Source organism: Halococcus thailandensis JCM 13552 (assembly GCF_000336715.1).
GTDB lineage: Archaea > Halobacteriota > Halobacteria > Halobacteriales > Halococcaceae > Halococcus > Halococcus thailandensis.
Window position 1 is genome coordinate 17,377 of the sequence record NZ_AOMF01000171.1, and the last position, 17,790, is coordinate 35,166.

The 17,790-nt window shown below is 66.2% G+C and carries 21 protein-coding genes; 13 read left to right on the forward strand and 8 right to left on the reverse strand.

Annotated elements, in window-relative coordinates:
• Positions 1–4 precede the first annotated feature (4 nt).
• From C451_RS16300 to C451_RS16310, 3 genes are read left to right on the forward strand one after another with little or no spacing between them, the layout of a single operon-like run.
• Positions 5–793 (forward strand): cytochrome b, encoded by a 789-nt coding sequence (locus C451_RS16300; protein ID WP_007742276.1) that lies wholly within the window; start codon positions 5–7, stop codon positions 791–793.
• The gene (locus C451_RS16305; RefSeq protein ID WP_007742277.1) at positions 790–1,134 is read left to right on the forward strand and encodes a DUF7315 family membrane protein; all 345 of its coding nucleotides are present in this window, start codon (positions 790–792) and stop codon (positions 1,132–1,134) included. The genes C451_RS16300 and C451_RS16305 overlap by 4 nt, the downstream gene beginning before the upstream one ends.
• Positions 1,127–1,399 (forward strand): DUF7314 family protein, encoded by a 273-nt coding sequence (locus C451_RS16310; protein ID WP_007742278.1) that lies wholly within the window; start codon positions 1,127–1,129, stop codon positions 1,397–1,399. The genes C451_RS16305 and C451_RS16310 overlap by 8 nt, the downstream gene beginning before the upstream one ends.
• A 423-nt stretch (positions 1,400–1,822) precedes the next feature.
• On the opposite strand, the gene C451_RS16315 is transcribed toward C451_RS16310, so the two are convergent.
• Both C451_RS16315 and C451_RS16320 read right to left on the reverse strand, forming a co-directional pair.
• Complete coding sequence (locus C451_RS16315) at positions 1,823–2,272, reverse strand: DUF7313 family protein (protein ID WP_007742279.1); 450 nt, start codon at positions 2,270–2,272, stop codon at positions 1,823–1,825.
• A 36-nt stretch (positions 2,273–2,308) separates the two neighbouring features.
• Positions 2,309–3,043 (reverse strand): NAD(+)/NADH kinase, encoded by a 735-nt coding sequence (locus C451_RS16320; RefSeq protein WP_007742280.1) that lies wholly within the window; start codon positions 3,041–3,043, stop codon positions 2,309–2,311.
• 104 nt (positions 3,044–3,147) lie between these two features.
• On the opposite strand from C451_RS16320, the gene C451_RS16325 reads away from it, so the two are divergent.
• The 3 genes from C451_RS16325 to C451_RS16330 are packed head-to-tail and all read left to right on the forward strand — an operon-like array spanning position 3,148 to position 4,169.
• Complete coding sequence (locus C451_RS16325) at positions 3,148–3,603, forward strand: hypothetical protein (RefSeq protein ID WP_007742281.1); 456 nt, start codon at positions 3,148–3,150, stop codon at positions 3,601–3,603.
• 53 nt (positions 3,604–3,656) lie between these two features.
• The gene (locus tag C451_RS22990) at positions 3,657–3,824 is read left to right on the forward strand and encodes an HEWD family protein (protein WP_007742282.1); all 168 of its coding nucleotides are present in this window, start codon (positions 3,657–3,659) and stop codon (positions 3,822–3,824) included.
• Positions 3,825–3,872: 48 nt separating this feature from the next.
• Positions 3,873–4,169, forward strand: a complete 297-nt coding sequence (locus C451_RS16330; RefSeq protein ID WP_007742283.1) for a PRC-barrel domain-containing protein — start codon at positions 3,873–3,875, stop codon at positions 4,167–4,169.
• Here C451_RS16330 and C451_RS16335 read toward each other — a convergent pair.
• On the reverse strand, positions 4,166–5,605 hold the full coding sequence (locus C451_RS16335) for a DHH family phosphoesterase (RefSeq protein WP_007742284.1): 1,440 nt from the start codon (positions 5,603–5,605) through the stop codon (positions 4,166–4,168). The genes C451_RS16330 and C451_RS16335 overlap by 4 nt on opposite strands.
• 103 nt (positions 5,606–5,708) lie before the next feature.
• On the opposite strand from C451_RS16335, the gene C451_RS16340 reads away from it, so the two are divergent.
• Both C451_RS16340 and C451_RS16345 read left to right on the forward strand, forming a co-directional pair.
• The gene (locus C451_RS16340; RefSeq protein WP_007742285.1) at positions 5,709–6,503 is read left to right on the forward strand and encodes a class I fructose-bisphosphate aldolase; all 795 of its coding nucleotides are present in this window, start codon (positions 5,709–5,711) and stop codon (positions 6,501–6,503) included.
• Entirely contained in the window at positions 6,503–7,351 is an 849-nt protein-coding gene (locus C451_RS16345) for a class 1 fructose-bisphosphatase (protein WP_007742286.1), read from the forward strand. The genes C451_RS16340 and C451_RS16345 overlap by 1 nt, the downstream gene beginning before the upstream one ends.
• Here C451_RS16345 and C451_RS16350 read toward each other — a convergent pair.
• Positions 7,348–7,962 (reverse strand): class I SAM-dependent methyltransferase, encoded by a 615-nt coding sequence (locus tag C451_RS16350; RefSeq protein ID WP_007742291.1) that lies wholly within the window; start codon positions 7,960–7,962, stop codon positions 7,348–7,350. The two genes, C451_RS16345 and C451_RS16350, sit on opposite strands and share 4 nt — an antisense overlap.
• Before the next feature lie 108 nt (positions 7,963–8,070).
• On the opposite strand from C451_RS16350, the gene C451_RS16355 reads away from it, so the two are divergent.
• Entirely contained in the window at positions 8,071–9,807 is a 1,737-nt protein-coding gene (locus tag C451_RS16355; protein WP_007742292.1) for an acyl-CoA carboxylase subunit beta, read from the forward strand.
• 24 nt (positions 9,808–9,831) lie between these two features.
• On the opposite strand, the gene C451_RS16360 is transcribed toward C451_RS16355, so the two are convergent.
• A complete protein-coding gene (locus C451_RS16360) occupies positions 9,832–10,263 on the reverse strand; it encodes a PaaI family thioesterase (protein ID WP_241431250.1) in 432 nt (143 codons plus the stop codon).
• A gap of 40 nt (positions 10,264–10,303) precedes the next feature.
• Positions 10,304–10,621: a cupin domain-containing protein gene (locus C451_RS16365; RefSeq protein WP_007742294.1), complete on the reverse strand. Its 318-nt coding sequence runs from the start codon at positions 10,619–10,621 to the stop codon at positions 10,304–10,306.
• Between the two features lie 113 nt (positions 10,622–10,734).
• Between C451_RS16365 and C451_RS16370 the strand changes: the two genes are divergently transcribed.
• On the forward strand, positions 10,735–11,487 hold the full coding sequence (locus C451_RS16370) for a ribonuclease H-like domain-containing protein (RefSeq protein WP_007742296.1): 753 nt from the start codon (positions 10,735–10,737) through the stop codon (positions 11,485–11,487).
• A gap of 64 nt (positions 11,488–11,551) precedes the next feature.
• Here C451_RS16370 and C451_RS16375 read toward each other — a convergent pair whose 3' ends face one another.
• Together C451_RS16375 and C451_RS16380 are read right to left on the reverse strand one after the other, a co-directional pair.
• Positions 11,552–13,324, reverse strand: coding sequence for a beta strand repeat-containing protein (locus tag C451_RS16375; RefSeq protein ID WP_007742298.1), 1,773 nt, complete (start codon positions 13,322–13,324; stop codon positions 11,552–11,554).
• A gap of 131 nt (positions 13,325–13,455) precedes the next feature.
• Positions 13,456–13,908 (reverse strand): MaoC family dehydratase, encoded by a 453-nt coding sequence (locus C451_RS16380; protein ID WP_007742299.1) that lies wholly within the window; start codon positions 13,906–13,908, stop codon positions 13,456–13,458.
• A gap of 163 nt (positions 13,909–14,071) precedes the next feature.
• Between C451_RS16380 and gdhB the strand changes: the two genes are divergently transcribed.
• From gdhB to C451_RS16395, 3 genes are all read left to right on the forward strand, one after another.
• On the forward strand, positions 14,072–15,352 hold the full coding sequence (gene gdhB / locus C451_RS16385; protein ID WP_007742300.1) for a glutamate dehydrogenase GdhB: 1,281 nt from the start codon (positions 14,072–14,074) through the stop codon (positions 15,350–15,352).
• Positions 15,353–15,382: 30 nt separating this feature from the next.
• Complete coding sequence (locus tag C451_RS16390; protein WP_007742302.1) at positions 15,383–16,219, forward strand: HpcH/HpaI aldolase/citrate lyase family protein; 837 nt, start codon at positions 15,383–15,385, stop codon at positions 16,217–16,219.
• Between the two features lie 67 nt (positions 16,220–16,286).
• A complete protein-coding gene (locus tag C451_RS16395) occupies positions 16,287–17,540 on the forward strand; it encodes a Glu/Leu/Phe/Val family dehydrogenase (protein ID WP_007742304.1) in 1,254 nt (417 codons plus the stop codon).
• The last annotated feature ends 250 nt before the right edge of the window (positions 17,541–17,790 follow it).

A 17,790-nucleotide genomic window follows, 5' to 3' on the forward strand; every position in this document is an offset into this window, starting at 1 on the left:
TACAATGACAGACACTACCAACACCGAGGACACGACAGACGCCACCGAGGAGGTCGCCGCCGACGGCGCGGGTATCGTCGCGCCGGACGATGAGACACCGACGTGGCGCGAACGCAAGGAGCGCCGCCAGGGGCTCTCGCGACTCACCTACGAGTATTTCGAGCGCTCCCGGCGCGAGGATCAGGATCTGCGAACGGAGTCGAGCTACGTCGAGCGTGACGTGCTCGCGTTCCCGACGTGGCCCCACGAGATGATCCGCAACCTCTCGCTGACGAGTTTCTTCGTCGGCCTGATCCTCTTTCTGGCGGCCGCGCTGCCGCCGCATCTCGGCGCGCCGGCCGATCCGTCGACGACGCCGGCGATCATCCTGCCCGACTGGTATCTCTACTGGTCGTTCGGCCTGCTGAAACTCGGGCCGCTGAACCCCGATCTCGCCATCCTCGGCGGCCAGAAGCTGATGAAAGACGCCACCTACGGCGTGCTCGCCAACCTGGTCGTCGTCGGGTTCATCGCCCTCGTGCCGTTCCTGAACAAGGGGAGCGCGCGCCGGCCCGTCGAGCAGCCGTTCTGGTCGGCCGTCGGCGTCTTCGGCGTCGTCTTCGCCGTGATGATCAGCGGGCTGTCGATCAAGAACCTCTGGCCGGCGTGGGTGAACGTCCACCTGCTGTTCGACATGACGTTCCTCCTGCCGTTCGTGGCCGGGTTCATCACCTACGCGATCCTGAAGGCGATGCGTGAGGGCTACATGTTCGAGCTCAACCGGCGGTACTACCGGCTGCGGCCACCGCGGTGAGCGACGACAGCGAGGGCGCGAGCGAGTCGCGCGAGATCGTCGTCCCGCTGCGCGCCTACAAGGCGGTGACGGTGTTCTCGACGCTGCTGGCGATCGTCTGCGTCATTCTGGGGTTCGGCTTTCTCGACGCCGCCACCGGCGGTGCCGGACCGCTCTCGGTGCTGTTCGAGACGATCGGGCTCGCGGACGCCGGCGGGAGTCTGTTCACGCTCGTGAGCGCGCTCGTCGGCATCGGCTTCATCGCGCTCGGAGCCGGCATCTACGTCCTCGGCACGCGCTTTCGCACCGAGGGGATGGGAAAGGCTCAAGACGACAGCGGTGGAGAATCGGACAATGAGTGACGAATTCATCAAGGGGCTCGCTACTCTCTGTGGCGGGCTGTTCGGCTGGATGGTCTTCTCCGGCTGGTACACGACCGAGGGGTTCGAGAGCACGCAGCTCATCGCGGAGGTCCCAACCGATCCCGCGATCTACGGCAACATCGCACTCACCCTGCGCGAGGCGCTGTTCTGGTTCGCCATCTTCGGCGCGATCACCTTCTGGGTGCTCATCCCGGCCGGCCGGCAGGCCCGTGCCGCGCTGCGCGACCGTCGCTCGTCGAACTGATTCGATCTGCATTTTCTGTCGACCGTCACATCCACGAGCAGCGATTGCAGCTGTCTCTCACTGCTCTCGATGGTTCGACGACGTACTGCTGTTCGGTACTGAGATAGTTCTGTATGGTATCCAGTTTACAGGCTCATTCCGATTCGTCGAGAGCGCAGTATGTTCGGCTATACCGGTCTGTCGCCAACTGCACCGTGACAGCCACAGACCACTCGGCCGAATCACTCATTCGCTGCGCTCGCGTAGCCCTGCACGCCGATCCACACTGGTGCCCGTCAGTTGAGAAACTCACTCTGTTCGTGCCTCGCTTGACTCGCGGACGAGCGCGCGCTGATCATGGCCCACCGAACGAAGTAAAAACAGTCCCATTCCAACGCGTCGCAAAACCGTTCTCGACAGCGTGGTTCGATCGCTCGCGTCGTCTCAGACGACGGCGTTCCACAGCGGGGCGATGACGAAGAAGACGCTGAGGTAGGCCGCATAGAGCACGACGAGCACGGAGGCGGCGACGGCCGCCTTCGGCTGGCCGATCTCGCGATCGTTGCGCACCTCGACGCGTCTGGCTTCGAGTTCGAAGAAGTCGGTGACGAACATCCCGACGACGAGCACCGACAGCACCATCCCCGAGTGGAGTTCGACGGTACCGAGGTAGAACGAGCCGAGGATGAGCAGGATGGTGCTGGCGATGTGGGCGGGATGCTGTTCGATGGCGTCGGCATCGCCTTCGTCCGCCTGCGAGACGTTCGAGCGGTGCGAGAGCGCACGCGTCGCGAGGTTCACCACGGCGAGCACGACGAGCACGTAGACGATCAGCGGTGGCTCGCCGCTACCGAGCACGGCATCGACCGGGCCGAACAGCGAGAGCGGATTCATAGGGTATCGTCCAACGCGACTCCATTAGAAGGTTTCTCATTCCCGGTCGCCATCGGGCAACGAGACGACCGGCAGCGTTCCGGCACGCGCAAGCTTCACCGGCGCTCCCGGATCGACCGTCTCGACCGTCCGCCCGTCGACCAGCAGCTCCACGTCGGCGTCGTCGCGCTCGACGGTGAGCGAGAGATCGGTTAGCGGCACGACCCAGTGGTCGGGATCGGTCGCAAAGGGTGAGATCGGGACGGCGGTCAGCACGTCGCTCCCGTGGGCGACGATCGGCCCGCCAGCGGCGTGGGCGTAGCCACGACTGCCCGCCGGCGTCGTGACGACCACGCCGTCGGCGCGAAATCGGGCGATCGGTGTGCTCCGGTCCGGCCGGTCGAGTGAGAACTCGGAGATCGTCGCCGCGGCCGCCGTCGCGAGGGTGACGTCGGAAAGCGCGTGAGCGATCCCGCCGTCGGTCTCGACGGCCACGAGCGGCCGCTCCGTGACGGTGTATTGCCCGTCGAGAAGCCGCTCGGCGGTTTCGGGACGGAGACCGTCGGTGATCGGCAAGATAGGTGTGGCGACGTCCGCCGTGGCGAGGGCGGCGATCGCATCGCCGGCGGGCGCTATCACGAGATCGGTTCCGGCGACCGTCTCCGCGGTGGCGGTTCCGGCGACGCCGCCGGCGGCTCGTACCGTCTCGACGACGTCGGCCGCCCCGTCGGCGGACGCGAGCACCGCGATATTCGGTCGTCCCGTTTCGTCGACCGCCTCGCCGTCACTCATCGGGATGGGTTGTAGCCGGCCAGTCAAAAGACTGCGGGCTCGTGGCAACGTTCGCGCGACGGCGACGGGAAACGCTTTATCAGCGCCGGCCGCCATCGCTCCGTATGAGCCTCGCCGTCGAGACGCCACCACCGCCGACGCTCGAAGCGGGCGTCGACGCCGACGCCTACGAGGACGCCGACGTCGGCGGCGACGAATATCGCCGCGACGAACTCGAATCCTTCCTCCACGCCGGCGCGTGGGACGAGGCGTTCGAGCACTGGGCGGCGGACACCGAGATGGACGAACGCGAGTTCGCCATCGTCCGCGATCTCGGGCTCGTCAATCGCTTCGATTTCTTCTGGGACGACTTCGCCGATCGCGTGGGCTACCACGCCCCCGGCCTGCCCGAGGACTGGAAGGAACGCGATCTCCATCCGGATCTCGACTCGTGGGGCGAAGTCTCCTCGATCAACGCAGGTCTCACCGAACTCGGCCAGCTCGTCTGTGAGGTGCTCAAGGAGGAGTATATCGACTGGGAGGCAGATTACGACGCGCCGGACGATCTTCCCGATTTCTGATGGGCGCTCGTCGCCGTCCGTGGGGTTGATGTGCATGGCCGCGAACGGCCCGCATGAACGAGACGGCCATCCCGCCCGACGAGCGCGAATGCGAACGCTGCGGTCGTCGTGACGTCTGGGACGAGGCGACCGACAACTGGCGGATCGTCGAGAGCGGTCGCAGCCACTGCATCCACGAGTGGGATATCAACGGCGCGTACAACCCCTTCGCCGAGTCGTAGCCGGTCGAACTCGCCAACAGTTAAGTCCCCGTCGGCGTACGTTCGCGTATGGATGCGACGGAAGCCGAAATCGACTCGCTCGTCGGCCGTGAGGTCTACTCGAACAACGGTCTGTTCGTCGGCGAGGTCGAGGACGTCCGCCTCGATCTCGATCGCGAGATCGTCACCGGCCTGGCGGTCGGCGGACTGAACCGCGAACTGCTCACCGGGCGTGCGCGTACTGCCAGCGGCGTCGTCGTCCCGTTCCGGTGGGTGCGGTCGGTTGGCGACATCGTTCTCGTCACCGAGGCGATCGAGCGGCTGCGCGAACCGAGCGAGGAGACAGAGGCCGAAGCCACCGTTTAATTTCCGTTGTCGTCGACGCCGAGTGCGTCGAAGAGCTTGCGCCGGACGGCCTGTTTGGTGAGCGCCAGCAGCGTTTCGCGGTTGTCGTCGGTCGTCTCGATGCCGGTGAAGATGCCGAGCGGGATCGACACCGTCGCGTCCGTCGAGTGGCCGACCGTCTCGCCGTGTTCCTCGAAGGCGCTTTCGAGCACGTTCCGGATGTTGATGCGGATGTCTTTCGAGCGCGCCGAAAGGGTAATACGCTCGTCGTCGATGGCGAAGACGGCGGTCGTGCTCACCCCCTCCAGGTTCAGGAGCTGCTGGGCGGCCTGTGCGAGCGCGTCGCGATCGTGGATGTAGCCGGCGTTCGAGACGAGATACGAGCCGTTGACCTCGCGGTTGCCGATCGCCTCGGCGAGCACGTCGAGCGTCTCGGGCGACATCGACGGCGATTCGACCTGTTCGAGGGTGTCGTGGTCGGCGAACGGGTAGAGATAGGAGGCGGCGGTCAGATCGGCCGGCGTCGTATCGCGCTTGAAGTCGAGCGTTTCGGCGCGAATGCCGTAGAGCAGCGCGGTCGCGACGGTATCGTCGAGGCCGAGATCGAACTCCTGGACGTATTTCGTCATGATCGTCGACGTCGAGGAGACGTTCGCGCGCACGTCGGAGAAGGCCGCCTCGTAGTCGCCGTCGGGTTCGTGGTGGTCGATGAGGACGTCGATCGGCCGGTCGATCGTCTCCTCCATCGACTGGGCGTGATCGACGAGCGCGAGCGTGTCGTACTCCCCGAAGTCGACGTCGGCGCGCGCCTGTAGATCGACACCGATGAGGTTGACGAACGCGCGGTCCTCTTGGTGACCGATCTCGCCCTCGTAGAGGATGTCCGCGTCGATGCCGCGCGCTTCGGCGATCGCCCGGAGTGCGACTGCGCTGGCGATCGAGTCCGGGCCAGGGTTGTCGTTGGCGAGGATGGCCAGGCGCTGTTCGGTGTCGTCGAGTACGTCGGCGAGCAGCCCCGCCTTGTGTTCGAGTTCGCCGGTTTCGAGCGCGCGCAGCGCGGCGTCGGCGATCACCGACGAGGGGTTGATGACGGCGTCGGCACCCGCCTCGCGGAGCTCGTCGGCGGTCACCGGGTCCGAGGCGCGCGCGATGACGAACTGTTCGTCGCCCCGTTCGCGGACGTTCGCAATGGCCGCCTCGTTGGCGTCGATGTCCGTCGACAGCACGAGCAGCACGTCCCGATCGGCGACCGCCTCGGGCACCCCCTCGTCGGCGATGTCGGCGGTCCTGGCGTTCATGTCCTGGTCACGCAGGGCCTCGACGCGGCTCTCGTCGACGTCGACGATGAGGACGTCCTTGCCCTCGTCGACGAGCTCCTCGGCGACGGCGTAGCCCACGCTGCCACAGCCCAGAATCGCATAGGAGGACATCGAGGCCATCGTGATGCCGGTGCTCATTCCGTCCACTCTGGGGGAGCCATGTTTATAATCTGCCCGTTCTCGGGGACCGTGGCGCTGCGCTCACGCAAACTATTTGTCGCTGTCGGTGGACACTTCGGATATGCTCTCGCTCGAAGACTCACCGCTCGCGCGCGACGGCAAGATCCTGATCCTCGCCTACGATCACGGCCTCGAACACGGCCCGTCGGACTTCACCGAGCATCCCGAACGGATGGCTCCCGAGACCGTCTTCGACGTGGCGACCCACGACGCCGTCACCTCGGTCGCCGTCCAGAAGGGACTCGCCGAGGGCTACTACCCCTCCTACGAGGACGACGTCTCGCTGCTGACGAAACTGAATGGCACCTCGAACCTCTGGATGGGCGAACCCGACAGCGCCGTGAACTGCACGGTCGACTACGCCGCCGACATCGGTGCCGACGCCGTGGGGTTCACTCTATATGGAGGGTCGAACAGCGAGATCGAGATGGCCGAGGAGTTCCGCGACGCCCAGGAGGCCGCCCGTGCACACGATCTCCCGATGGTGATGTGGTCGTACCCCCGTGGCCAGGGGCTCAGAAACGCCTCCGACGCCGACACCATCTCCTACGCCGCCCGCGAGGCGCTCGAACTCGGTGCCGACGTGGCGAAGGTCAAGTATCCCGGTAGCCGCGAGGCGATGGAACACACCGTCCAGGCCGCCGGCGGGGAGAACGGCGCGAAGGTCGTCATGTCCGGCGGCTCCAAGGTCTCCGACGAGGCGTTCCTCAAGAACGTCAAGGCCGTGATGGACGCCGGTGGTGCGGGGCTCGCCGTCGGCCGGAACGTCTGGCAGCGCGAGAACCCGACCCAACTGCTCGATGCGCTCGAAGCGGTCATTCACGAGGGCAAGTCCGTCGACGCCGCGCTCTCGTAATGGACACCATCGAGTCGGTCTTCACGACGATCGCCGAGACGGCCCCCGAGATCCGCGAGGGACTGGTCGGCCGGCGCGAGTATCAGGAGGGTGAGAACCCGAGCGGGGAGGAGCAGCTCGCGGCGGACGTCCACGCCGACCAGCTCCTGGAGGAGCGCCTGCTCGCGATCGACGGCGTCGGCAGCTACGCGAGCGAGGAGCGCGAGGAGATCGTCGGCGACGGCTCCGGGCTCTCGGTCGCGGTCGACCCGCTCGACGGCTCCTCGAACATCAAGCCGAACAACACGATGGGGACGATCGTCGGGATCTACGACGCCCAGCTCCCGGCCGGCGGCCACGATCTCATCGGGGCGGCCTACACGCTCTACGGCCCGATCACGACGATGATGACCGCCGTCGACGACACCGCGACCGAGTCCGTCGTCGAGGACGGCGAGCGCCACACGGTGCGCGAGGACGTCTCGCTCCCTGACGAACCGACCGTCTACGGCTTCGGCGGACGCGTGCCCGACTGGACGGACGAGTTCACCGACTACGCCCGCGAGATCGAGTCGGACTCGTCGCTCAAACTCCGCTACGGCGGCGCGATGATCGGCGACGTGAACCAGGTGCTCACCTACGGCGGGGTCTTCGCCTACCCGGCGCTCGACTCGGCTTCCGAGGGCAAACTCCGCCTTCAGTTCGAGGGCAACCCGATCGCGTATATCGTCGAGTCGGCCGGCGGTCGCTCCTCGGATGGCAACGAATCGCTGCTCGACGTCGACCCCGACGGACTTCACGGACGGGTTCCGGTTCACGTCGGCAACGAGGGACTGATCGACCGGCTCGAAGCGGCGCTCGACGACTAATCCTCGCTATTTTCGGCGAACAGCACTTCGAACGTACTGTTCTCGATCGACCGCGTTTCGTGGATCTCGAACCCGACATCGGCGAACTGGCGCGCGCTCGTCTCGGTGTCGGGGAAGCTCCAGCGCATCTCGACGCCCGTCTCCAGCCAGTCGGGGTTGTTGCCGTCCCACCCTTCGTTGCCGCCGACGGTGAGCACGGCCAATCCGCCGGGCCGCAGCACGCGATGGAACGCCGCCGCGACGCAGGCATGTTCGTCGAGCGGAACGTGGATCAGCGAGAAGAACGCACAGATCGCGTCGAAACTGTCGTCAGCGAATCCGAGCGCGTTCATGTCACCCTGGACGAACCCCGCCTGCGTGACGTCCTCGCGGGCGCGGCGGAGCTGTTCGCGTGAGAAGTCGATGCCGACGACGTCGTGATCGGCGGCTAGGCGTTCGGCGACCGGCACGCCCGCGCCGCAGCCGGCGTCGAGCACCCGTGCGCCGTCGGCGAGTCGGTCGCACAGCCAGTCGAGATGGGGTCGATCGGCGTGTTCGTTCGTGCGATGGGCCAGATACTCGTCGACGATCGCGTCGTAGCCGTCCCTGATGGCGCGCTTGTCGCCCGTCATTCATCGGCATCGACACGGCCGACGGACAAACCGTTTCGCCGTCCGCGTTCGATCCGGTCGGGTCGACGACATGGAAAAGTCTTTCCGCAATTATTGCACAGTATCGGTATGGAGATCCGCATCGGCGAGGGGGCGAGCGACGAGGAGGCACGCGTCATCGGCAGCGCGCTGGCCGAACACACCGGCACGGCGATCGAGGTGTACGTCGGCGACGGCGACGCGCCCGCGACGACCGCCGAACCGCCGGCGAGCGACGATCGATCCGCAACCAACGGGGCGGGCGGATCGCGGGCATCGACCACGGGCGGGCCGACCGAGCGCGAGCAACTGCTCCGCGAGGAGATCGCCGACATCGAACAAGGGGGACCGGAGAAGTACAAGAACCGCCTGGACGACCAGGGCAAACTGTTCGTCCGCGACCGTCTCGATCTCTGGTTCGACGACGGGTTTTCGTTCGAGGACGGCAAGTTCGCCAACTTCGACAGCGAGGATCAACTGCCGGCCGACGGGCTGCTCACGGGGGCCGCCGAGTTCGAGGGGCGAACGCTCCACGCGATGGCCAACGACTTCACCGTGAAGGCCGGTTCGATGGCCGAGAAGGGCGTCGAGAAGTTCCTCCGTATGCAGCAGCGCGCGCTCAAGACCGGCAAGCCGGTTCTCTATCTGATGGATTCGTCGGGTGGCCGGATCGATCAGCAGACCGGATTCTTCGCCAACAGGGAAGGGATCGGGAAGTACTACTACAACCACTCGATGCTCTCGGGGCGTGTCCCTCAGATCTGCGTGCTCTACGGCCCCTGTATCGCCGGCGCAGCCTACACGCCCGTGTTCGCCGACTTCACGGTGATGGTCGAGGGGATGAGCGCGATGGCCATCGCCTCCCCGCGGATGGTGGAGATGGTCACCGGCGAGGAGATCGATCTCCAGGAGTTGGGTGGCGCGCAGGTCCACGCCGCCGAATCCGGCAGTGCGGACCTCGTGGCCGAGGACGAAGAGCACGCCCGCGAACTCGTCGCTCAACTCGTCACCTACCTCCCCGACAACTCCGACGAGAAACCCCCACGATCCGACTCGCGTCCGCCATCCCGCTCGCCAGCGGGCATCGATTCGGTGGTGCCCGAGCGGCCGAACCGCGGCTACGACATGCACGAGCTCATCGATCGCGTCGCCGATCAGGGGTCGGTGCTCGAACTCCGCGAACAGTACGGCCCGGAGATCATCACGGCGTTCTCGCGGATCGACGGCCGACCGGTGGGGATCGTCGCGAACCAGCCATCCCAGCGCGCGGGCGCGATCTTCCCCGACGCGGCCGAGAAGGCCGCCGAGTTCATCTGGACCTGTGACGCTTACAACATCCCGCTGCTCTATCTCTGCGATACACCGGGGTTCATGGCCGGCTCGGGAGTCGAGAAGGAGGGGATCCTCGAACAGGGCAAGAAGATGATCTACGCGACCTCCTCGGCGACGGTTCCCAAACAATGTGTCGTCGTCCGGAAGGCCTACGGCGCGGGCATCTATGCCATGTCCGGGCCGGCCTACGACCCCGAATCGACGCTCGCGCTCCCGTCGGGCGAGATCGCCATCATGGGCCCCGAAGCGGCGATCAACGCCGTCTATCGGAACCGCCTCGACGATATCGAGGACGACGAGGAGCGCGCAGCGCGCGAGGCGGAACTCCGCGAGGAGTATCGCGAGGACATCGACGCCCACCGGATGGCCAGCGAGGTCGTCATCGACGACATCGTGCCGCCGAGCGAACTCCGCGAGGAACTCGCCGCACGATTCGACTTCTACGAGGGGATCGACAAATCGCTGCCCGACAAGAAACACGGCACGATTCTCTGAACCGCCGGTATCGAGCGCCGTCGCTCACTCGTAGCCGATGTCGGCGGTGAGTTCGCTGTTGCTTCGCTGGAAGACACCGGAACCACGCGCGAGTTCGTTGCCGGCGTCGTCGTGGGCGACCGCCTCGGCGATCAACTGATTCGGGTTGTCGTTGACGACGCGCCCCTCGGCGTGGATCGTCCCGTCCGAGACCGGGCGTTCGAGATGGATCGTGAAGTTCGTCGTGAGAACGAAGACGTCCTCGACGAGCGAGTTGGCCGCGAAGAACGCCGCATCGTCGAGCGCTTTGAAATACACTGCACCGTGGACCGCACCGAGCGGATGATGACTCTCCGAGGAGATCGGGACGTCGAGCGTCGCCGTGCCCTCGGCGACGGTAAGACTCGTCCCCTCGTCGGCGTTGACGGGCGCACGCTGATACATCCGCTCTAACTTCCGAAAATGCGTCTCGTTCACGGTCGGGAACGGTCCCGACTGTGGATACCGGTTTCGATGGTTACGGCGCGCCGGTGATGACGAACTGGCTTTCGGTGTCCCCGTTCGTCACCTGTCGCGTCGCGCCGGGTGCGACCCGAACCGCGTCACCGCTTTCGAGCGACAGCTCCTCGCCCTCCACGGTCATGGTCGCCTCGCCCTCGACGAGGAGATACACTTCCTCGTGGTCCTCGTCGCCGTGTTCGTGTTCCGGGCCCTCCCAGCCCGGCTCGGCGTCGACGACGGTGACGCCGTGATCCTCGCAGTCGAGCGGCTCCCGGAGGAAATGCATTCCGTACGTGGTCTCGGTCTCGTCGTAGTTTACCTTCGTGTGTGACATCACTCCCGGTTGGCGGGCCGGACGGAAATGCGCACTGCCGGCTGGTCGCCGCTCGACGCGCGCTCGCACGCTCCATGAGCAACGCTTAGGCGTCAGCGTCGCCTCGTATCCTCGTGCGCATCGAGAACAGCTTCGTGCCCGTGCGCGGCGTCGGCGAGAAGACCGAGCGCCGGCTCTGGCGCGAGGGGATCACCCACTGGGACGACTTCGAACCGTCGACCGTCGGCGACGTGCAGGGCGACAACATCACCGACTACATCGACCGCGCCCGCGATCGCCTCGCGGCCGGCGATGCGGCGTTTTTCGACCGCGCCTTCCCGTCGGGCAGTCGCTGGCGGCTCTACGAGAACTTCCGCGGGAACGCCTGCTTTTTCGATATCGAGACCACCGGTCTGGACGCCCGCCACAACGACGTGACGACCGTCAGTTTCCATCGTGCCGGCGAGACGACCACGCTCGTCCGCGGCAAGGATCTCACACAGGAGGCCGTCCGCCGCGAACTCGACGCGGCCGATCTACTGGTGTCGTTCAACGGCAAGCGCTTCGACGTCCCCTTCCTCGAACGCTCGTTCGACCTCGACGTCACGCAGCCACATCTCGACGTGATGTACCCCTGTCGGCAGCTCGATCTCACTGGCGGACTGAAGGCGATCGAGGAGGAGATCGGCATCGAGCGCGACCGACCGGATATCTCCGGGCGGGATGCAGTCCGGCTCTGGCACGCATACGAACGCGGCGACGAGGACGCCCTCGATACGCTGGTTGCATACAATCGCGCCGACACGGTGAATCTCAAATCATTGCTCGACACCGTTACGCGCCGCCTTCACGAGTCGGTGTTCGTCGGTGATACCGAACGGCGCTGATCTCGTAATCGATCTCGTCTCCGATCCGTTTTCGCCGAAAAACCGTTCGTCGAAAAGTCGTCGATCAGCTGCGTCGCGTTGCGAGCAGCGCCGCACCGAGCAGCGCGACGATCGCAACGGCGATGCCGAAGCCCGGACCGCCCGCCTCGGTCGCCTGTCCGCCGCCCGTTTCATCGGCGGTGCCGGCTGCGGTCTCGCCGCCAGTCGCCGTCGTCGCTCCGCCGTCGGTCGCTGCAGTGTCGGCTCCGCCGCTGGCGGTCGTGGCGGGCGCGGTCGATTCGGTGATTTCGAGCGTCGCGTTCCGGACGCTGCCGTTGTTGAGCGTCATCGAGACCGTGTAGTTGCCCGCCTCGGGCGGGTTCGTGACGCCGCCGTAGGTCATGTTGAGTCGGTCGCCCTCGCTCACGTCGACCGTGCCGTCGAAGCCGACGGTGAGATTTCGGCCCTGGGCACCGATCGTCGGTGCGGTCGTGTTGTTGACGACGCTCTGGCCGCCGAGCGTGGCGGTCGAGATGCTACCGCCGACGAGGCCGATCGAGGCGTTGCTCTCGCCGTAGTCGATCGTGAGTTCGCTCAGATTGCCCGTCGCGTTCGGTCCCGCGACGATCGATGCCGTATGGTTGGTGCTCTCGTTGCCGGCTGCCGAGGGGTCGGCCGTGATCGAGGCGTTGCCGTTCGTCGCGGCCGCCGATCCGCTACCCATCTCGGTCTCGGTCGCTGCGCCCGCCGTCGCGTTCTCGCCGATGGTCAACGTCGTGTTCTGGCTGCTCCCGTTGTTGACCGCGACGCCGACCGTGTAGTCGCCCGCCTCGGGCGGGTTGGTGACGCCGCCGAAGGTGACGTTCAGCCGGTCGCCCTCGCTCGCGTCGACCGTGCCGTCGAAGCCGATGGTGAGGTTCTGACCCTGGGCACCGATCGTCGGTGCGGTCGTGTTGTTGACGACGCTCTGGTCGCCGAGCGTGGCAGTAGTGATGCTGCCGCCGACGAGACCGATCGAGGCGTTGCTCTCGCCGTAGTCGATCGTGAGCTCGCTCAGATTGCCCGCCGCATCCGCGCCGACGACCGTCGAGACCGTGTGGTTGGCGCTGGTGTTCGGCGCGCTCGGGACGGCCGTGATCGTGGTGTTGGTGTCAGCTCCGGCCGCCGTCGCAGTGCCGATCTCGGTCTCGGCCGTCGCATTGGCCGTCGTCGCGTTCGACGTGTTCGCCGACGCGTTCGCGGTCGTCTCGTTCGTCGCGTTAGTCGTCGTTTCGTTTGCCGACGCGTTCGCTTCGTCGGCCGACTCGTTTGCCGTCTCGGTCGTTTCGTTCGCTGATGCGTTCGCCCCGTCGGCCGATTCGTTCGCCACTGCGCCGTCGTCGCCGGTGACTTCGAGAGGCACCGTCTGCTCGGCCTCACCGTCGGTGACGCTCACGGTGAACTCGTAGTTGCCGGCCGGCAGACCGGTGATATCCATCCCGACGATATCCGTTCGTTCGAGGTCCTGCGTGTCGTATCCCGACTCGTCGAAGGTCGCCTCCTCGATCTGCTCGTCGCTGAGACCGGGCGCGCTGATCTCGACGTCGTAGGGGCCGTCGAACAGCCCGTAGACGATGTTGAGATTGAGCACGCCCTCGGCGATCGATTCGACGGTGTTCGCCGCGCCGTCCCTGAAGCGGACGTTCAGCGGTTCATCGTCGGATGGGCTGTAGAACTCCTCTTCACTCGCGCTGTCGTTGGTGGCGTTATCGCCGTCCTGGGCGGCGACCGTCCCCGCGGTGGCGATGCCGCCGACGACCGCGGCGAGCACCACCAGCGCGACGAGAGCCACGCTTCGATATGGCTTGTCCTGTGTCATGATTTCGTGTGTATTGTCGGCGAGGACGGCCGGTAAATTCGGTCATCGAATCGCCCGCCGTCGCTCCGTTCACGTCGATGGGTATGATACACCACCGTACTATATTCTTTTCGGTGGTGCCGATTCCGAACTCATTCGGTCGGGCGTTTCAGCGAGAGCACGGTTCGATCGAACGCACAGACGAGCTCGTCGTCCTGATTGAACGCCTCGACGTGCATCGTGACGACCCCACGCTCGCCGTCGCTGGTCTCGCGCTTCTCGACGACCGTCGAGCGCGCGTGGATCGTGTCGCCGTGAAAGACCGGACGGGGGTGCTCGACGTCGTCGTACGAGAGGTTGGCGACGATGGTGCCGTCGGAGGTATCGGGGATCGTCAGCCCCACGGCCAGCGAGAGCGTGTACAGCCCGTTGACGAGCCGCTCGCCGAACTCCGTCTCGGCGGCGAACTCACTGTCGAGGTGGAGCGGCTGTTGGTTCATCGTCATGTCGCAGAACCGCTGATTGTCGCTCTCGGTTACCGTCCGCCGCTTGTCGTGCTCGATCGTTTCGCCCTCGGTGAATTCCTCGTAGTAGCGCCCCGTCATGGACGGACGCTCGCGCGCCGGGGGCAAAAGCCATCGGTCGCCGCCCGCAAATGATGGCGCTGCCGATGCAGTTATACCAATATCTATAGGTCCGGGCGTCCAACGGCTACAGCACGGTCGCCGGCACCGCCCCGATCGGCCGGCGTCGAACACCCATTCCATCATGACGACGACAGCTCCAACCGAGTCCGAGGACCCGCCCGAAACCGCCGCCGAGACCGCCCGCCACCAGCTCGACCGTGCGGCGTCACACATCGACGTCGATCCCGGCATCGTCGAGCGGCTCAAGCACCCGAAATCCGTCCATCAGGTCTCCGTACCGGTCGAGATGGACAGCGGTGAGACACGGATCTTCACGGGCTATCGCGCCCATCACGACAGCGCACGCGGACCGTTCAAGGGTGGACTGCGCTACCATCCCGACGTGACCGCCGAGGAGTGCGTCGGGCTCTCGATGTGGATGACCTGGAAGTGTGCGGTGATGGACATCCCCTTCGGCGGCGGCAAGGGTGGCGTCGTCGCCAACCCGAAGACGCTGAGCGAGCGGGAAAACGAGCGGCTCACGCGCCGCCTCGCCGAGGAACTCCGCGATATCGTCGGCCCCATGCGGGACATTCCGGCCCCCGACATGGGCACCAACGCCCAGACGATGGCGTGGTTCATGGACTCTTACTCGATGCAGGAGGGCGAGAGCCATCCCGGCGTCGTCACCGGCAAACCGCCCGTGATCGGGGGGAGCTACGGCCGTGAGGAGGCTCCCGGCCGGAGCGTCGCCGTGATCGCCCGCGAAGCCATCGACCACTACGGCCACGATATCGAGGAGGCGACGGTCGCGATTCAGGGCTTCGGGAGCGTCGGCGCGAACGCCGCCCGCCTGCTCGACGAGTTCGGCGCGAACGTCGTCGCGCTCGCCGACGTCAACGGGGCCATCCGCGATCCGGACGGGTTCGACACGCACGACGTCATCTCCCACGAGGAACAGCCGGGGATGGTCTCGGGCTACGATGCGCCCGAGAGCCTCGCGAACGACGAACTGCTCGAACTCGACGTCGACGTCGTGATTCCCGCCGCCCTCGGCAACGTCCTCACCGTCGACAATGCCGACGACGTCCAGGCCGACCTCATCGTCGAGGGAGCGAACGGCCCGACGACGACGCGCGCCGACGAGATCTTCGCCGAGCGCGGGATCCCCCTCATTCCCGATATCCTCGCCAACGCCGGCGGCGTCACCGTCTCGTATTTCGAGTGGCTCCAGGATATCAACCGCCGCGCGTGGACGCTCGAAGAGGTCAACGAGGAGCTGGAAAGCGAGATGCTGACGGCATGGAACGACGTCCGTGGAGCGTACACGGCCCACGACGATGTGACGTGGCGCGAGGCAGCCTACATCGTCGGTCTCCGGCGCGTCGCCGCGGCTCACGAGGTCCGCGGTCTCTGGCCGTAGATTCAAGCCACGCGCCCGTCTCCGTCCGGCATGGCCAGACGAAGCGTTCTCTTCACGCCGGCCGATCGCCCGGACATGTGCAGCAAAGCCCCCGACAGCGGGGCCGATGTCGTCGTCTTCGATCTCGAAGACGCGGTTGCGCCCGCTCGAAAAGACGAGGCGCGCGACGCTCTCGCCGACCTGCTCACGAGCGGGTTCGATCCCGACTGTGAAGTCTGCGTTCGCGTTACGCGGGAGTACGACGCCGATCTCGATGTCATTCTCGACGGCGACCCACGCCTCGACGCGCTGATGCTCCCGAAAGTCGAGAGCGGTGAGGACGTCACGGCGCTCGCCGACGCGATCGCTACACGCGACGCCACCTACCCCGTGTTCGCGCTGATCGAGACCGCTGCCGGCGTGCTCGCCGCCGACGCCATCGCCGGGGCCGACGCCACGACGGCGGTCTGTTTCGGGGCCGAAGACCTCGCTGCGGATCTCGGCGCTCGGCGCACCGACGCGGGAACGGAAGTGCTCTACGCGCGCGAACGGACCGTGCTCGCGGCGAGCGCGGCCGGCGTCGACGCCATCGATACGCTCGTGACCGACATCGACGCGACCGAGCGCCTCCGCGAGGACGCCGAGTTCGCGCTCGACCTCGGCTACGACGGCAAACTCGCCATCCATCCCGCGCAGGTAACGGTCATCAACGACGCCTACACGCCGACCGACGACCGCATCGCGTGGGCCGAACGCGTCCTCGACGCGAAAGCGGATGCCGACGCCGAGGGACGTGGCGTCTTCCGCGTCGACGGCGAGATGATCGACGCGCCGCTGATCGCCCAGGCCGAGCGCGTCCTCGACCGCGCCCGCACCGACGATCCATAACGATAGTTGGACCGACAACTCCGGGGGAATGCGACGCTCTTAACAGCTATCTCTGCAAGGCGGATGTATGACAGAGACAATCAACCCCTTCGAGAGCTTCCGGACGCAGCTCGACGAGGCTGCGGGCTTTCTCGATCTCTCTGATGGCGAACTCGAACGGCTCAAACAGCCCGAGCGCATGCTCGAAACCACCCTCTCGGTCGAACGCGACGACGGCTCGCTCACGACGCTCACCGCTTTTCGCTCACAGTTCAACGGCGATCGCGGCCCGTACAAGGGTGGGATCCGCTACCATCCGAACGTCTCACGCGACGAGGTGAAGGCGCTCTCGGGTTGGATGGCCTACAAATGTGCGCTCGTCGACGTCCCGTTCGGCGGCGGCAAGGGTGGCATCGTCATCGACCCACACGACTACTCCGAGACGGAGCTCGAAAGCATCACGCGCGCGTTCGCCACCGAACTCCGCCCGCTGGTCGGCCCGGATCGCGATATCCCCGCACCGGACGTCAACACTGGCCAGCGCGAGATGAACTGGTTCAAGGACACCTACGAACAGCTCGAAGACGTCACCGCTCCCGGCGTCGTCACCGGCAAATCGCTCGACGCCGGCGGCAGCGAGGGCCGCGTCGAGGCGACGGGCCGCTCGGTGATGCTCACCGCCCGCGAGGCCTTCGACTACCTCGACATCGAGATGGATGGCGCGTCGGTCGCCGTCCAGGGCTACGGCAACGCCGGCGCGATCGCCGCCAGCCTGCTCGAAGACCGCGGCGCGAACATCGTCTCGGTCTCCGACTCCAGCGGCGCGATCTACGACCCGAACGGGCTCGACGCCGACGCGGTCAGCGATCACAAAACCGAAACCGGCTGCGTCGCCGACTACCCGAGCACCAAGGAACTCACGAACGAGGAACTGCTGACGCTCGACGTCGATCTCCTCATTCCGGCAGCGCTCGAAAACGCCATCGACGAAGCGACCGCCGAGGAACTCGCCGCCGACATCGTCATCGAGGCCGCCAACGGCCCGCTCACACCCGCCGCCGACGACGTACTCGCCGACCGCGACGTCTACGTCCTCCCCGATATCCTCGCCAACGCCGGCGGCGTCACCGTCTCCTACTTCGAATGGGTCCAGAACCGCCAGCGCTTCCACTGGACCGAAGAGCGCGTCAACGACGAGCTCGAAGCCGTCATCGAGAACGCCTTCGCGGCGCTCGTCGACGCCTACGAGGAGCGCGACCTCCCCAGCCTGCGCACCGCCGCCTACGTCATCGCCATCCAGCGCGTGCTTGACGCCGCCGAGAAGAACGGACGCTTCCCCTGAAAGCCCTCGCGGGCGCTCGGCGCGCCCGCTCGCCCTTTTCATGTGCTCAAAAACGCCGCAGCGCGGCGTTTTTGGCATGCGAAAAATCTCCGATTTTTCAGCACCACCAGGCCGCAACCGCAACGCATTGCGCGTGCCGGGCGCGTGGCCCGGCCCGCGCTCAAGCCCCCGTCCCTCCCCGTGCGGCTGCGATGAACGCCATCGCAGCCGCGTGGCACTCCTCCCGCAACCGTACCGCACAGCTACCGCT

Bases quoted from the DNA above. Each gene is read 5' to 3' on its own strand.
- C451_RS16325 (WP_007742281.1), top strand. From the start codon at position 3,148: ATGAGCCTCGCCGTCGAGACGCCACCACCGCCGACGCTCGAAGCGGGC.
- C451_RS16395 (WP_007742304.1), top strand. From the start codon at position 16,287: ATGACAGAGACAATCAACCCCTTCGAGAGCTTCCGGACGCAGCTCGAC.
- C451_RS16320 (WP_007742280.1), bottom strand. From the start codon at position 3,043: ATGAGTGACGGCGAGGCGGTCGACGAAACGGGACGACCGAATATCGCG.
- C451_RS16375 (WP_007742298.1), bottom strand. From the start codon at position 13,324: ATGACACAGGACAAGCCATATCGAAGCGTGGCTCTCGTCGCGCTGGTG.
- C451_RS16380 (WP_007742299.1), bottom strand. From the start codon at position 13,908: ATGACGGGGCGCTACTACGAGGAATTCACCGAGGGCGAAACGATCGAG.
- C451_RS16335 (WP_007742284.1), bottom strand. From the start codon at position 5,605: ATGAGCACCGGCATCACGATGGCCTCGATGTCCTCCTATGCGATTCTG.
- C451_RS16330 (WP_007742283.1), top strand. From the start codon at position 3,873: ATGGATGCGACGGAAGCCGAAATCGACTCGCTCGTCGGCCGTGAGGTC.
- C451_RS16355 (WP_007742292.1), top strand. From the start codon at position 8,071: ATGGAGATCCGCATCGGCGAGGGGGCGAGCGACGAGGAGGCACGCGTC.
- C451_RS16390 (WP_007742302.1), top strand. From the start codon at position 15,383: ATGGCCAGACGAAGCGTTCTCTTCACGCCGGCCGATCGCCCGGACATG.
- C451_RS16340 (WP_007742285.1), top strand. From the start codon at position 5,709: ATGCTCTCGCTCGAAGACTCACCGCTCGCGCGCGACGGCAAGATCCTG.
- C451_RS16365 (WP_007742294.1), bottom strand. From the start codon at position 10,621: ATGTCACACACGAAGGTAAACTACGACGAGACCGAGACCACGTACGGA.
- C451_RS16350 (WP_007742291.1), bottom strand. From the start codon at position 7,962: ATGACGGGCGACAAGCGCGCCATCAGGGACGGCTACGACGCGATCGTC.
- C451_RS16300 (WP_007742276.1), top strand. From the start codon at position 5: ATGACAGACACTACCAACACCGAGGACACGACAGACGCCACCGAGGAG.
- C451_RS16315 (WP_007742279.1), bottom strand. From the start codon at position 2,272: ATGAATCCGCTCTCGCTGTTCGGCCCGGTCGATGCCGTGCTCGGTAGC.
- C451_RS16345 (WP_007742286.1), top strand. From the start codon at position 6,503: ATGGACACCATCGAGTCGGTCTTCACGACGATCGCCGAGACGGCCCCC.
- C451_RS16310 (WP_007742278.1), top strand. From the start codon at position 1,127: ATGAGTGACGAATTCATCAAGGGGCTCGCTACTCTCTGTGGCGGGCTG.
- gdhB (WP_007742300.1), top strand. From the start codon at position 14,072: ATGACGACGACAGCTCCAACCGAGTCCGAGGACCCGCCCGAAACCGCC.
- C451_RS22990 (WP_007742282.1), top strand. From the start codon at position 3,657: ATGAACGAGACGGCCATCCCGCCCGACGAGCGCGAATGCGAACGCTGC.